Genomic DNA, 15,118 nt, shown 5'->3' on the forward strand with positions numbered 1-15,118 from the left:
GCGCCTTCTCGTTATCGTGAGGGAACAGGAGACCGTTGTGATTGTTCGTGATGACAGTGAAAGAGGGATCCCCCCGCTGGTGGCGCATCAGCCGCCCACCACACTGGCGGACGCGCCGGTGGTCCGCGGCCGGATGGTGCAGATCCCTGGCTGGATTATCCCGCTGTACGCCGGATTATTTATCGCGCTCGGCTGGTTTGGCGGCGAGCAGTGGCGTCACCCGGCACCGCCGCAAACGCTGCCCTTGCCGGTGGCGCATGCGGCGCTTCTGCCGTTAACCGCTGCCGGAGAGGCCGCGCCAAAGACGCCGCCACCGGCGGCAAAAGCCAGCGCGCCCGCCGCGCCGGTGGTGGACAGCGATACGCTGCCGCCTCTGCGCTACAGCGCCCATGTCTACGCCTCGTTAGCGGAAAAGCGCAGCATTGTGTTAAACGGCAAAGCGTGGACCGAGGGCGATTCCCCGCTGCCCAATCTGGTGGTGGAGCAGATCCAGCAGGATGTGACGATCTTTAGCTTCAATGGCACGACCTTTACCCTCGCGGCGCTGGAGGACTGGCCCGGCGGGAAAATTGACGAGGAGCCGAAAGGCGAATAAGGAGCAAGCGCAATTCAATGCGCGTTGAAGATATTTTGCTTAGTCGCCGCGTAGGCTGGCAATAAAGGGAGCAAGCTGGCGATTAAATTGACTGCACTGTGTGGCTTCCGGGGTGCTGTCCTGTAAAAGCTGTTGGTAAAGCCGGTCGCTATTTTGACTTAACGTTGCCGGGTCAATATTTCCCCATCCGCGCGCTTTGCCGACATTCACCACCGCCCGATAAATAGTTTCATCGGCGGGCAGATCGCTACGATTACATTTATTCTTGAGATAGCGCGTTCCTGCCGCCACGGACGAGAGCTGCTCAAGCTGCGCCTGGCTACTGATGGCCGGACTGAGCGTTGAGGCGGGTTTCTGTTGGCAGCCAGAGAGTAAGGCCACCACGCAAAGCGGGAATATAAGTGGAATGCGCATAGTAGAGTAATCAAAATAATGAATCACTGGCCGCTAGTTTAACAAATATTTCCCTGGTGTCATCATAAAATATTATTCTACATAAATGTTAACAGCCTCTCATTTTTATTGGCAGAAACTCGATTCATCCCCTTTACTTCTCTCAATAATAAATGCTGTCGTCCAGGAAATATATTTTCAGTCTGAGGCGATGCCGCCGCATTTGGCATCAGGGCGAGCGTCATTTTTTATGTTATTAAAAAACATACTCTTTCCCATCTTGTTACGTAAGCACGAGGTAAAATGCTGGTTAAGAATGTCGCATTTTAGTGCTATCCTGTATGCCCTGAACATTACGTGCTATGTTCTGACTTATTCTGCCAGTGATGCGTTTAACACATTGATTTTATGGTGAATTTCTATTGTTAGTATCATGTGAAGCGAAGCAAAGCAACCCTTTGAAAGGTGGGCGGCGCGTTCTGCCCGCCAGCAGGTTGTCGTCCTGAGGATGAGCAGCCTGAACGTTAATTTGAGAGATTTCTTCTTCCTCTGAACGGAGGAAGTATTGAGAATCAGGCCTTTGCGCCTGAACGTTGCGGAGAAAAAGCATGGCGGGAGATGACCGCGAGCCTATCGGACGTAAGGGAAGACCCTCACGTCCGACAAAACAGAAAGTCACCCGTCGCCGGGTCCGGGAAGAGGACTACGACGACGAGTATGATGACGATGATTATGAGGATGAGAAACCGGTGCCGAGAAAAGCCAAAGGCAAAGGTGGCAAGCCTCGTCGTAAGCGCAGCTGGCTATGGCTGCTGGTCAAGCTGGGGATTGTCTTCGCGGTGCTGATTGCCGCCTATGGCGTCTACCTCGACCAGAAAATCCGCAGCCGCATCGACGGTAAAGTTTGGGAGCTGCCGGCTGCGGTCTATGGCCGGATGGTGAACCTTGAGCCGGACATGCAGATCAGCAAAAACGAGATGGTGCGTCTGCTGAACGCCACCCAGTATCGTCAGGTTAGCGCGATGACGCGTCCCGGCGAATATACGGTGCAGGCCAACAGCATCGAGATGATCCGCCGTCCGTTCGATTTCCCGGACAGTAAAGAAGGGCAGGTGCGCGCGCGTCTGACCTTCGACGGCGACCATCTGGAAACCATCGAGAATATGGATAACAACCGCCAGTTCGGTTTCTTCCGCCTCGATCCGCGGCTTATTACCATGCTGCAGTCGCCGAACGGCGAGCAGCGTCTGTTCGTGAAGCGCAGCGGCTTCCCTGACCTGCTGGTGGATACACTGTTGGCGACCGAAGACCGCCACTTCTACGAGCACGATGGCATCAGCCTCTATTCCATCGGCCGTGCGGTGCTGGCGAACCTGACGGCAGGCCGGACGGTGCAAGGGGCAAGTACCCTGACCCAGCAGTTGGTGAAAAACCTGTTCCTCTCCAGCGAGCGCTCCTACTGGCGTAAAGCCAACGAAGCGTACATGGCGCTGATCGTCGACGCCCGCTACAGCAAGGATCGCATCCTTGAGCTGTACATGAACGAGGTGTACCTCGGTCAGAGCGGCGATAACGAAATTCGCGGCTTCCCGCTGGCCAGCCTGTACTACTTTGGCCGTCCGGTGGAAGAGCTGAGCCTCGACCAGCAGGCGCTGCTGGTGGGGATGGTGAAAGGGGCCTCGGTGTATAACCCGTGGCGCAACCCGAAGCTGGCCCTTGAGCGACGCAATCTGGTGCTGCGTCTGCTGCAGCAGCAGCAGGTCATCGACCAGGAGCTGTACGACATGCTGAGCGCGCGTCCACTGGGCGTGCAGCCGCGCGGCGGGGTGATTTCACCACAGCCGGCGTTCATGCAGATGGTGCGTCAGGAGCTGCAGGCGAAGCTGGGCGATAAAGTAAAAGATCTCTCCGGCGTGAAGATCTTCACTACCTTCGACTCGGTGGCGCAGGATGCCGCGGAAAAAGCGGCTACTGAAGGGATCCCGGTACTGAAGAAACAGCGCAAGCTGGCAGATCTGGAAACCGCCATGGTGGTGGTGGACCGCTTTACCGGTGAAGTGCGAGCGATGGTCGGCGGCGCGGAGCCGCAGTTCGCCGGCTACAACCGCGCGATGCAGGCCCGCCGGTCGATTGGTTCTCTGGCCAAGCCGGCGACCTATCTGACCGCACTGAGCCAGCCGAATCAGTATCGCCTGAATACGTGGATCGCCGATGCGCCAGTGACCATTCGCCTGTCCAATGGCCAGACCTGGTCGCCGCAGAACGACGATCGTCGCTTCAGCGGCCAGGTGATGCTGGTAGATGCCCTGACTCGTTCGATGAACGTGCCGACGGTTAACCTCGGGATGGCGCTGGGCTTGCCGGCGGTGGTCGATACCTGGACCAAACTGGGGGCGCCGAAGAATCAGCTCAACGCCGTGCCGGCGATGCTGCTTGGCGCGCTGAACCTGACGCCGATTGAAGTGGCCCAGGCCTTCCAGACTATCGCCAGCGGCGGCAACCGTGCACCACTCTCCGCCCTGCGGTCAGTGATTGCGGAAGATGGCACGGTGCTGTATCAGAGCTACCCGCAGGCGGAGCGCGCGGTGCCTGCCCAGGCGGCCTACATGACGCTGTGGACCATGCAGCAGGTAGTGCAGCGCGGGACGGGGCGTCAGCTGGGGGCGAAGTATCCGGGCCTCCATCTGGCGGGGAAAACCGGGACCACCAACAATAACGTCGATACCTGGTTTGCCGGGATCGACGGTAGCCAGGTGACCATCACCTGGGTGGGTCGCGACAATAACCAGCCAACCAAACTGTACGGTGCCAGCGGTGCGATGTCGATTTATCAGCGTTATCTGGCGAACCAGACGCCAACGCCGCTGGTGCTGACGCCGCCCGAAGATGTGGTCGACATGGGCGTGGACAGCAACGGCAACTTCGTCTGCAGCGGCGGGATGCGTTCGCTGCCGGTGTGGACGACGCAGCCGGATGCGCTGTGCCGCCAGGGCGAGATGATGCAGCAGCAGCAGTTGCAGCAGCAGGAAGCGAACAACCCGTTCAATCAGTCCGGGCAGCAGCAGCCTCAGCAGCAACAGCAACAGCAACCGCAGCAACAGCCGCCGAAGCAGCAGGAGAAGAGCGACGGCGTCGCGGGCTGGATCAAGGATATGTTCGGCAGTAACTGATCTAAGCCTTAAGACCAGACCCCTTAAGACGAAAGTATTAAGGGGTTTTTTTATGCCTGTAAAAAAGTTAACGGCTCTTTAACTCCATAATAACTATCTGGTTATTAATTCAGCCTTCAACCCGCAGCGACAGGCATATCGCTTGCCTTGCCTTCGACGTTTCGCCTATTATATCGCCCGTCATAATAATAATTCTCGTTTACGTTATCATTCACTTTCATCAGAGATATACCCATGGCGCGTCCAAAAACTGCTCAGCCAAATCACTCGCTGCGTAAAGTCGCAGCTGTAGTAGCCACGGCGGTTAGCGGCATGTCTGTCTATGCACAGGCAGCAGAACAACCGAAGCAAGAAGAAACCATCACCGTCGTTGCCGCTCCGGCCGCCCAGGAAAGCGCCTGGGGACCGGCGCCGACCATCGCGGCGAAACGCTCCGCCACGGCGACGAAAACCGATACCCCGATTGAAAAAACGCCGCAGTCTGTGTCGGTGGTGACGCGCCAGGAGATGGAGATGCGCCAGCCGACGACGGTAAAAGAGGCGCTCTCCTATACGCCAAGCGTCTTCTCCACCCGCGGCAGTTCGACCACCTATGACGTGGTCACCATTCGCGGCTTGAAGTGGTTTACTGAATTTGGCCACCTGAACAGAGGTGATATGCTCACCTCAGAACAACACAGGTGTCATAATGAAAAAAAGAAATTTCAGCGCAGAGTTTAAACGCGAATCCGCTCAACTGGTCGTTGACCAGAACTACACCGTGGCAGATGCAGCCAGCGCTATGGATGTCGGCCTTTCCACAATGACGCGATGGGTGAAACAATTACGTGATGAACGGCAGGGCAAAACACCAAAAGCCTCCCCCATTACCCCGGAACAAATTGAAATCCGTGAGCTCAGGAAAAAGCTACAACGTATTGAAATGGAAAATGAAATATTAAAAAAGGCTACCGCGCTCTTGATGTCAGACTCCCTGAACAGTTCTCGATAATCGGGAAACTCAGGGCGCGTTATCCTGTGGCCACTCTCTGCCATGTGTTCGGGGTTCATCGCAGCAGCTACAAATACTGGAAAAACCGTCCTGAAAAGCCAGACGGCAGACGGGCTGTATTACGCAGTCAGGTACTTGAACTGCATGGCATCAGCCACGGCTCTGCCGGAGCAAGAAGCATCGCCACAATGGCAACCCAGAGAGGTTACCAGATGGGGCGCTGGCTTGCTGGCAGACTCATGAAAGAGCTGGGGCTGGTCAGTTGCCAGCAGCCGACTCACCGGTATAAGCGTGGCGGTCATGAGCACGTTGCTATCCCGAATCATCTTGAGCGACAGTTCGCCGTAACGGAACCAAATCAGGTGTGGTGCGGTGATGTGACCTATATCTGGACGGGTAAGCGCTGGGCGTACCTCGCCGTTGTTCTCGACCTGTTCGCAAGAAAACCAGTGGGCTGGGCCATGTCGTTCTCGCCGGACAGCAGGCTCACCATGAAAGCACTGGAAATGGCATGGGAAACCCGTGGTAAGCCCGTCGGGGTGATGTTCCACAGCGATCAAGGCAGCCATTATACGAGCAGGCAGTTCCGGCAGTTACTGTGGCGATACCGGATCAGGCAGAGTATGAGTCGGCGTGGAAACTGCTGGGATAACAGCCCAATGGAGCGCTTCTTCAGGAGTCTGAAGAACGAATGGGTGCCGGCGACGGGCTATGTAAGCTTCAGCGATGCAGCTCACGCAATAACGGACTATATCGTTGGATATTACAGCGCACTAAGACCGCACGAATATAATGGTGGGTTACCGCCAAACGAATCAGAAAACCGATACTGGAAAAACTCTAACGCGGTGGCCAGTTTTTGTTGACCACTTCAGCTTCACCACCTCGACGACCGTCAACACCAACCAGTATCTGGACGGCATGAAGCTGCAGGGGAATAACTACTCTGAAGTCTCCATGGATCCTTACTTCCTGGAGCGCGTGGAAGTGATGCGCGGGCCAACCTCGGTGCTGTACGGCAACAGCAACCCGGGCGGTATCGTCAGCATGGTCAGCAAACGCCCGACCACCGAGCCGCTGAAAGAAGTGCAGTTTAAGATGGGCACCGACAATCTGTGGCAGACCGGGTTTGACTTCAGCGACGCCATTGATGATGCCGGCGTCTGGTCTTACCGCCTGACCGGCCTGGGCCGCAGCCAGGATGCCCAGCAGCAGATGGCGAAATCGACCCGCTACGCGGTGGCGCCCTCCTTTAGCTGGCGTCCGGACGATAAAACCGACTTCACTTTCCTGAGCAACTTCCAGAATGACCCGGATGCGGGCTACTACGGCTGGCTGCCGCGTGAAGGCACCGTGGTGCCGTATTACGACGCCAATGGTAAGGCGCACAAGCTGCCAACCGATTTCAACGAAGGCGAGGCGGATAATAAAATCTCCCGCCGCCAGAAGATGGTGGGTTACAGCTTCTCCCATCAGTTCGATGACACCTTCACCGTGCGGCAGAACCTGCGCTATGCCGAGGTCGATACCCTGTATCGCTCGGTGTACGGCAATGGCTATGTCGCGCCGGGCTACATGAATCGCGCCTATGTGCGCTCCGACGAGCACCTGAACACCTTTACCGTCGATACCCAGCTGCAGTCTGATTTCGCCACCGGCGCGGTCAGCCATACGCTGCTGACCGGCGTGGACTACTCGCGGATGCGTAATGATGTGGATGCCGACTACGGGACGGCGGATCCTATCAGCATGAATAATCCGCAGTACGGCAACCCGAATATTCAGGTTACCTTCCCGTACGCGGTGCTCAACCGGATGGAACAGACCGGCCTGTACGCGCAGGATCAGATGGAGTGGGATAAGTGGGTCATGACCCTGGGCGGTCGTTACGACTACGCCACCACCTCAACGTTAACCCGCGCCACCAACAGCCTGGCGGAGAACCACGACCAGCAGTTCAGCTGGCGCGGCGGCATCAACTACCTGTTCGATAACGGTATCTCTCCGTACTTCAGCTACAGCGAATCGTTTGAACCGGTATCGGGCTCCAGCAGCAGCGGCAAGCCGTTCGATCCGTCGCGCGGTAAGCAGTATGAAGCCGGCGTGAAATATGTGCCGAAAGATATGCCGGTGGTGGTCACCGCGGCGGTCTATCAGCTGACCAAAGACAAGAACCTGACGGCGGATCCGGCTAACCAGGCGTTCAGCATCCAGACCGGCGAGATCCGCTCCCGCGGCCTTGAGCTGGAGGCGAAAGCGGCAGTTAACGCCAATATCAACCTGACCGCAGCCTACAGCTATACCGATGCGGAATACACTCACGATACGGTGTTCAACGGCAAACGTCCGGCGGAAGTGCCGCGTAATATGGCCTCCCTGTGGGCAGATTATACCTTCCACGAAACCGCGCTCAGCGGTCTGACGATTGGGGCCGGGGCGCGCTATATCGGTTCAACGGTCAGCTACTACAAAAATGACACCAGCACCGGTAAGAAAAATGATTCCTTTAGTGTGGCCGGTTATGCGCTGATGGATGCGACGGTGAAATACGATCTGGCGCGCTTTGGCCTGCCGGGATCGTCGGTCGGCGTCAACGTCAACAACCTGTTCGACCGCGAATATGTCTCCAGTTGCTACAGCGAATACGCTTGCTACTGGGGGGCCGGACGTCAGGTCGTCGCCACCGCCACCTTCCGTTTCTAACCACCTACGGGCGCGGTTCGCCGCGCCCTTTATCAGGTTATCGCTATGCAGGAACAGACTCCGCACGCAGAAACCACCTTCGCGTTGGATCGCGTCACTTTCCGTGTGCCTGGCCGCACGTTGCTCCATCCGCTCTCGCTCACCTTCCCGGCTGGAAAAGTCACAGGCCTGATCGGTCATAATGGCTCCGGCAAGTCGACGTTACTGAAAATGCTTGGCCGTCATCAGCCGCCTTCCGCAGGCGATGTGCTGCTGGACGGGCAGCCGCTGGAGAGCTGGGGCAGCAAAGCCTTTGCCCGCAAAGTGGCCTATCTGCCCCAGCAGCTGCCGCCGGCCGAGGGTATGACGGTGCGTGAGCTGGTGGCCATCGGCCGCTACCCGTGGCACGGCGCGCTGGGTCGCTTTGGCGCGGCGGACCGCGAGAAAGTGGAAGAGGCGATTGCGCTGGTGGGACTGAAGCCGCTCGCCCATCGCCTGGTGGACAGCCTCTCCGGCGGCGAACGCCAGCGGGCGTGGATCGCCATGCTGGTGGCGCAGGATAGCCGCTGTCTGCTGCTCGATGAACCCACCTCGGCGCTGGATATCGCCCATCAGGTTGATGTCCTCGCGCTGGTGCATCGTCTCAGTCAGCAGCGCGGCCTGACGGTGATCGCCGTCCTGCACGACATTAATATGGCGGCCCGCTACTGCGACTATCTGGTGGCCCTGCGCGGCGGAGAAATGATCGCCCAGGGGACGCCGGCGGAACTGATGCGCAGCGACACCCTGGAACAAATCTACGGCATCCCGATGGGGATCCTGCCGCACCCGGCCGGCGCGGCGCCGGTAAGCTTTGTCTATTGATGATGACCCCGACTCAGATAACCCGACGCCGCCTGCTGACCGCGATGGCGCTCTCGCCGCTGCTGTGGCAGATGCGCGGCGCGCAGGCGGCGAACGTTGACCCGCAGCGCGTGGTCGCCCTGGAGTGGCTGCCGGCGGAGCTGCTGCTGGCGCTGGGCGTCACGCCTTACGGCGTGGCCGATATCCCCAACTATCGCCTGTGGGTGAACGAACCCGCGCTGCCCGACTCGGTGATCGATGTCGGTTTGCGTACCGAACCCAATCTTGAACTGCTGACGCAGATGAAACCGTCATTTATCGTCTGGTCGGCAGGCTACGGCCCGTCGCCGGAGAAGCTGGCGCGTATCGCCCCCGGCCGCGGATTTACCTTCAGCGATGGCAAACGTCCGCTGGCGATGGCTCAGCGCTCGCTTCTGGAGATGGCTGACCTGCTGGGCAAAACACAACAGGCTCAGCACCACCTGGCGGAGTTTGAGGCGCTGATGGCGAGCCTGAAGCCGCGTTTTGCCGGGCGCGGCGACCGTCCGCTGTTGATGATCTCCCTGCTCGATCCGCGCCATGTACTGGTTTTTGGCGAAAACTGCCTGTTCCAGGAAGTGCTCGATCGCTTTGGCATCAAAAACGCCTGGCGCGGCGAAGCGGCGTTCTGGGGCAGCGTCAGCGTTGGCATCGACCGGCTGGCGGCGTTTAACGAGGCCGATGTGATCTGTTTCGATCATGGTAACGAGCGGGAGATGACCCAACTGCTGGCGACCCCGCTGTGGCAGGCGATGCCGTTCGTGCGCGCGGGGCGCTTCCAGCGCGTTCCGGCGGTGTGGTTCTATGGCGCGACGCTGTCGGCGATGCATTTTGCCCGCGTGCTGGCCGAGGCCCAGGGGAATCCGGCATGAATAGGCGTATTTCACCGTTAGCCATTATCCTGCTGGCCGGGCTGCTGGTTGCCGCCTTCGCGTTGAGCATCGTCAATCTCAATGTCGCCTTGCCCTATGCGCAATGGCGGCAGGCGCTGTGGCAGCCGGATAGCGATCGGATTGCCCAGATGCTGTTTCATTACAGCCTGCTGCCGCGGGTGGCCGTTTCACTGCTGGTGGGGGCCGGGCTGGGACTGGTCGGCGTACTGTTCCAGCAGGTGCTGCGCAATCCGCTGGCGGAGCCAACCACCCTTGGCGTCGCCACCGGCGCGCAGTTGGGGATCACAGTCACTACGCTGTGGGCCATCCCCGGCGTGCTGGCGTCGCAGTTTGCCGCGCTGGCCGGAGCCTGTCTGGTGGGAGCGCTGGTGTTTGGCGTCTCCTGGGGCAAGCGCCTGTCGCCGGTAACGCTGATCCTGGCGGGCCTGGTGGTCAGCCTCTACTGCGGGGCGCTTAACCAGCTGATGGTGATTTTCCATCACGACCAGCTGCAGAGTATGTTCTTGTGGAGCACCGGGACGCTGACGCAAACCGACTGGAGCGTGGCGCAGCGCCTGTGGCCGCAGCTGCTGGGCGGCGCAGTACTCACGCTGCTGCTGCTGCGTCCGCTGACCCTGATGGGGCTCGATGACGGAGTGGCGCGCAACCTTGGGCTGGCGTTGTCTCTGGCGCGCCTCGGCGCCCTGACGCTGGCGATCGTGATGAGCGCGCTGCTGGTCAACGCGGTCGGGATTATCGGCTTTATCGGCCTGTTCGCGCCGCTGCTGGCGAAAATGCTCGGCGCCCGTCGACTGCTGGCCCGGCTGCTGCTGGCGGCGCTGATCGGCGCGCTGCTCCTGTGGCTTTCAGATCAGGTGATCCTCTGGCTGAGCAGGGTATGGCGGGAAGTCTCCACCGGCTCGGTCACCGCCCTGATTGGCGCGCCGCTGCTGCTGTGGCTGCTGCCGCGGCTGCGCAGCATCAGCGCTCCGGTGATGAACGGCGGCGATAACGTGCAGCCTGAGCGCTATCACGTGCAAGGGTTTGTTCTCGGGGGCGTCGCGTTGCTGCTGCTGGCGGTGAGCGTGGCGCTGGCCTTTGGTCGCGATGCCCACGGTTGGCTGTGGGCTCACGGCGATCTGCTGGAGCAACTGCTGCCCTGGCGCTGGCCGCGAGTGCTGTCGGCGCTGTTCGCCGGGGTGATGCTGGCGGTCGCCGGCTGTATTATCCAGCGCCTGACCGGCAACCCGATGGCCAGTCCGGAAGTGCTGGGCATCAGCTCCGGCGCCGCCTTTGGCGTGGTGCTGATGCTGTTCTTCGTCCCTGGCGACGCCTTTGGCTGGCTGCTGCCGGCCGGGAGCCTTGGCGCGGCCGGCACCTTGCTGATCATTATGCTGGCCGCCGGGCGCGGCGGCTTTTCGCCGCATCGGATGCTGCTGGCGGGGATGGCGCTCAGTACCGCCTTCACCATGCTGCTGATGATGCTGCAGGCCAGCGGCGATCCGCGCATGGCGCAGATCCTGACGTGGATCTCAGGGTCGACCTACAGCGCGACGCCGGAGAGGGTGGTCCGCAGCGGCGCGGTGATGCTGCTCCTGCTGGCGCTGGCGCCGCTCTGTCGCCGTTGGCTGACCATCCTGCCGCTGGGCGGGGAGGCGGCGCGAGCGGTGGGCATGGCGCTGACCTCATCGCGGATTGTTCTGCTGCTGCTGGCGGCCTGCCTGACGGCGGCGGCGACGCTGACCATCGGCCCGCTGAGCTTCGTCGGGCTGATGGCGCCGCATATCGCACGGATGATGGGCTTCCGGCGCACGCTGCCGCATATGGTGATCTCCGGGCTGACTGGCGGGCTGCTGCTGGTCTTCGCCGACTGGTGTGGACGAATGATCATGTTTCCCTACCAGATCCCGGCGGGGCTGTTATCAACCTTTATCGGCGCGCCGTACTTTATCTATTTGCTGAGAAAGCAGAGCCGCTAACGCGTGGCGTTAGCGCGAAAGATCCCGGATAGCGGCGCGTTGCGCTTTATCCGGGCTACCGCACGGTGCCGTTTTTTTGTTGGGTAGCGGCTAACGCCTTACCCGACCTACGGTCCGTGCCATTGCGGGTTTGGTAGGCCGGGTAAGCGGAGCGTCACCCGGCATGCAGGGAGCTTACAGTTTGGCAAACACCCGACGCGCGGCGTCGATGGTATTGTCGATATCTTCTTCGCTGTGGGCCACGGACATAAAGCCAGCCTCAAATGCTGACGGCGCCAGGTACACGCCTTCCTCCAGCATCAGATGGAAGAAGCGCTTGAAGCGTTCGACATCGCACTTCACCACATCCTGATAGCAGGTGACAGTTTCGGCATCGGTAAAGAAGATGCCGAACATGCCGCCGACGTTATTGACCACCAGCGGGATCCCGGCGTCACGCGCCGCATCAAGCAGACCTTGCGCCAGCTGGTTGGTCAGCTCGGTGAGGGTTTCATGTACGCCCGGCTGCGCCACTTCGCTTAAGCAGGCGAAGCCGGCGGCCATGGCGATCGGGTTACCGGAGAGGGTACCGGCCTGATAAACCGGGCCGGTGGGGGCCAGAGCGTCCATCACCTCGCGACGGCCGCCGAAAGCGCCTACCGGCATCCCGCCGCCGATGATTTTCCCGAGACAGGTCAGATCCGGCTCCACGCCGTAATAAGCCTGCGCGCCCGCCAGCGCCACGCGGAAGCCGGTCATCACTTCGTCGATGATCAGCAGGGCGCCAAATTCGTCGCACAGCGCGCGCAGGCCCGGCAGGAACTCCGGCTGCGGCGGAATGCAGTTCATATTCCCGGCGACCGGCTCGACGATGATGCAGGCGATATCCTGTGGATATTGCTCGAACGCCGCGCGCACCGAGGCGAGGTCGTTATAGGTGCAGGTCAGGGTGTGTTTGGCGAAATCAGCCGGCACGCCCGGCGAGTTCGGCTGGCCGAGGGTCAGCGCGCCGGAACCGGCTTTCACCAGCAGGCAGTCGGCATGGCCGTGGTAGCAACCTTCGAACTTGATGATCTTGTCGCGGCCGGTGAAGCCGCGCGCCAGGCGAATCGCGCTCATGGTGGCTTCGGTACCGGAGTTCACCATCCGCACCATATCCATGGTCGGTACCAGCTCGGTCACTAGCGCCGCCATTTTCACTTCCATTTCGGTCGGCGCGCCAAAGCTCAGGCCGCGTGACGCCGCCTCGATCACCGCGTTGCGGATCGCCGGATGGTTGTGGCCCAGCACCATCGGACCCCACGAGCCGACATAATCGATATAGGCCTTTCCATCCACGTCATAGAGGTAAGCGCCATCCGCGCGTTCGATAAACAGCGGGGTGCCGCCGACGCCGGTAAAGGCGCGCACCGGCGAGTTAACGCCGCCGGGGATCAGTTCGCGCGCAGCATGGTACAGATTTTCAGATTTGCTCATGGCCAGGGTCCTGGTTCGTGAAAAATGTTTTATCGGCTATTCTAAGTTATTCCAGGATGGTTATGAAAGTTTTGCCCAATTGAAACAATGTGCCGCAAGGGCATTTTTTTGACGACGCAGCGCGCCGGGGCGGCTAAAATGCCTCTCTCTTCATTTGTATTACCAATAATTGATAACGGCATGAAAGCAGAAACTCCCTCTTTTGAAGCACATCAGTTCGTGCGGGTGCGTCGCGGCGATGCGGTGCGCCGCTTAATTCAGCGCGATAAAACGCCGCTGGCGGTGCTGTTTATGGCGGCGGTGGTCGGCACGCTGGCCGGGCTGGTGGGCGTGGCGTTTGAAAAGAGCGTGAACTGGGTGCAGAACCAGCGGATCGGCGCGCTGGCGCAGGTAGCGGACCATTGGTATCTGGTCTGGCCGCTGGCGTTTATCTTGTCGGCGCTGCTGGCGATGGTCGGCTATTTCCTCGTGCGCCGCTTTGCGCCGGAGGCTGGCGGATCGGGGATCCCGGAGATCGAAGGGGCGCTGGAGGAGCTGCGGCCGGTGCGCTGGTGGCGCGTGCTGCCGGTAAAATTCATCGGCGGCATGGGGACCCTGGGCGCCGGAATGGTGCTGGGACGCGAAGGGCCGATGGTGCAGCTTGGCGGCAACATTGGGCGCATGGTGTTGGATATTTTCCGCATGCGCAGTCCGGAAGCGCGGCACACGCTGCTGGCGACCGGCGCGGCATCGGGTCTCTCAGCGGCTTTTAACGCGCCGCTGGCTGGTATCCTGTTTATCATCGAAGAGATGCGCCCGCAGTTCCGCTACAACCTGATCTCCATTAAAGCGGTATTTACCGGCGTGATCATGTCGAGCATTGTGTTTCGCATTTTTAACGGCGAGGCGGCAATTATAGAGGTGGGCAAGCTGAGCAATGCCCCGGTGAACACTCTGTGGCTGTACCTGGTGCTGGGGATGCTGTTTGGCTGCTTCGGCCCGCTGTTTAATTTTCTGGTGCTGCGCACCCAGGATCTGTTCCAGCGCATTCACGGCGGCAACATCAAAAAATGGGTGTTAATGGGCGGGATCATCGGCGGGCTTTGCGGTCTGCTGGGGCTGATGCAGCCCTCCGCGGTGGGCGGTGGCTTTAACCTGATCCCCATCGCCGCCGCCGGTAACTTCTCCGTCGGTTTGCTGCTGTTTATCTTTATTGCCCGCGTGGTGACCACGCTGATCTGCTTCTCCTCCGGCGCGCCGGGGGGCATCTTCGCCCCGATGCTGGCGCTCGGCACGCTGCTGGGCACGGCGTTCGGCATGGCGGCTATTCCGCTGTTTCCGTCCTACCATCTCGATGCCGGCACCTTCGCTATCGCCGGCATGGGCGCGCTGCTCGCCGCCTCGGTGCGCGCGCCGCTGACCGGGATTGTGCTGGTGCTGGAGATGACCGATAACTATCAGCTCATTTTGCCAATGATTATTACCTGCCTTGGCGCAACACTACTGGCGCAATTCCTCGGCGGTAAGCCTTTGTATTCGACCATTCTGCAACGTACTCTGGCGAAGCAGGAGGCCGAGCAGGCGGCAAAAGCGCAGCAGGCGCCCCGGGAGAATACTTGAACGATTTACCAGGGTATTAGATAATGGCTCAAAAGGCCCGGTTATTCTTTAACCGGCCGGAAGTATCAATGGGAGCAAAAAATGAGTGATGACGTAGCGTTGCCGCTGGAGTTTACCGAAGCCGCAGCCAATAAAGTAAAACACCTGATTGCGGATGAAGATAATCCGAACCTGAAACTGCGCGTGTATATTACCGGCGGCGGTTGCAGCGGTTTCCAGTATGGCTTCACCTTCGACGATCAGGTGAACGAAGGGGATATGACCATTGAGAAACAGGGTGTCGGCCTGGTGGTTGACCCGATGAGCCTGCAGTATCTGGTCGGCGGCTCTGTCGACTATACCGAAGGGCTGGAAGGTTCGCGCTTTATCGTGACCAACCCGAACGCGAAAAGCACCTGCGGCTGCGGATCCTCGTTCAGCGTATAAAGCGAGTGCGACCGGGCGTCTTCCCCTTCTGCGAGAGGGCGCCAACGTTAAAAACGGTAACCTCAGGTTACCGT

At 59.9% G+C, this 15,118-nt stretch carries 10 protein-coding genes and 2 pseudogenes; 10 read left to right on the plus strand and 2 right to left on the minus strand.

What is annotated here, in order from left to right:
* Positions 1-37 precede the first annotated feature (37 nt).
* Positions 38-595, plus strand: a complete 558-nt coding sequence (gspB, locus tag CE636_RS19595) for a type II secretion system assembly factor GspB (protein ID WP_004204426.1) — start codon at positions 38-40, stop codon at positions 593-595.
* Between the two features lie 39 nt (positions 596-634).
* On the opposite strand, the gene gspS is transcribed toward gspB, so the two are convergent.
* Positions 635-1,009 carry a type II secretion system pilot lipoprotein GspS gene (gene gspS / locus CE636_RS19600; RefSeq protein ID WP_023319765.1) on the minus strand — a complete coding sequence of 125 codons (375 nt, stop codon included), beginning with the start codon at positions 1,007-1,009 and terminating at the stop codon, positions 635-637.
* A gap of 587 nt (positions 1,010-1,596) precedes the next feature.
* Between gspS and mrcB the strand changes: the two genes are divergently transcribed.
* The 7 genes and pseudogenes from mrcB to fhuB all read left to right on the plus strand — a co-directional run bounded on the left by mrcB (position 1,597) and on the right by fhuB (position 11,564).
* On the plus strand, positions 1,597-4,158 hold the full coding sequence (gene mrcB, locus CE636_RS19610) for a bifunctional glycosyl transferase/transpeptidase (protein WP_004204429.1): 2,562 nt from the start codon (positions 1,597-1,599) through the stop codon (positions 4,156-4,158).
* A gap of 234 nt (positions 4,159-4,392) precedes the next feature.
* A pseudogene (locus CE636_RS19615) lies at positions 4,393-4,773 on the plus strand (TonB-dependent receptor plug domain-containing protein); the annotation flags it as partial.
* A gap of 73 nt (positions 4,774-4,846) precedes the next feature.
* Positions 4,847-6,015 (plus strand): IS3-like element ISEc52 family transposase gene (locus CE636_RS19620; RefSeq protein ID WP_085929673.1). Its coding sequence is split into 2 segments (ribosomal slippage): positions 4,847-5,096 and positions 5,096-6,015, totalling 1,170 coding nucleotides; the frame shifts between segments, so codons are not numbered across the junction.
* Positions 6,016-6,025: 10 nt separating this feature from the next.
* Positions 6,026-7,852: pseudogene (gene fhuA / locus CE636_RS19625) on the plus strand (ferrichrome porin FhuA); the annotation flags it as partial.
* Positions 7,853-7,897: 45 nt separating this feature from the next.
* Positions 7,898-8,695, plus strand: coding sequence for a Fe3+-hydroxamate ABC transporter ATP-binding protein FhuC (gene fhuC / locus CE636_RS19630; RefSeq protein ID WP_004204431.1), 798 nt, complete (start codon positions 7,898-7,900; stop codon positions 8,693-8,695).
* The gene (gene fhuD / locus CE636_RS19635; RefSeq protein WP_004204432.1) at positions 8,695-9,585 is read left to right on the plus strand and encodes a Fe(3+)-hydroxamate ABC transporter substrate-binding protein FhuD; all 891 of its coding nucleotides are present in this window, start codon (positions 8,695-8,697) and stop codon (positions 9,583-9,585) included. The genes fhuC and fhuD overlap by 1 nt, the downstream gene beginning before the upstream one ends.
* Positions 9,582-11,564 carry a Fe(3+)-hydroxamate ABC transporter permease FhuB gene (gene fhuB / locus CE636_RS19640; protein WP_004204433.1) on the plus strand — a complete coding sequence of 661 codons (1,983 nt, stop codon included), beginning with the start codon at positions 9,582-9,584 and terminating at the stop codon, positions 11,562-11,564. The genes fhuD and fhuB overlap by 4 nt, the downstream gene beginning before the upstream one ends.
* A gap of 174 nt (positions 11,565-11,738) precedes the next feature.
* On the opposite strand, the gene hemL is transcribed toward fhuB, so the two are convergent.
* Complete coding sequence (gene hemL, locus CE636_RS19645) at positions 11,739-13,019, minus strand: glutamate-1-semialdehyde 2,1-aminomutase (protein ID WP_017900647.1); 1,281 nt, start codon at positions 13,017-13,019, stop codon at positions 11,739-11,741.
* 180 nt (positions 13,020-13,199) lie between these two features.
* On the opposite strand from hemL, the gene clcA reads away from it, so the two are divergent.
* Positions 13,200-14,618, plus strand: coding sequence for a H(+)/Cl(-) exchange transporter ClcA (gene clcA / locus CE636_RS19650; RefSeq protein ID WP_004204436.1), 1,419 nt, complete (start codon positions 13,200-13,202; stop codon positions 14,616-14,618).
* 81 nt (positions 14,619-14,699) lie between these two features.
* Positions 14,700-15,044, plus strand: coding sequence for an iron-sulfur cluster insertion protein ErpA (gene erpA, locus CE636_RS19655; protein WP_002889275.1), 345 nt, complete (start codon positions 14,700-14,702; stop codon positions 15,042-15,044).
* Positions 15,045-15,118: the final 74 nt, after the last annotated feature.

This window comes from Klebsiella sp. LY (assembly GCF_004010915.1).
GTDB lineage: Bacteria > Pseudomonadota > Gammaproteobacteria > Enterobacterales > Enterobacteriaceae > Klebsiella > Klebsiella quasipneumoniae.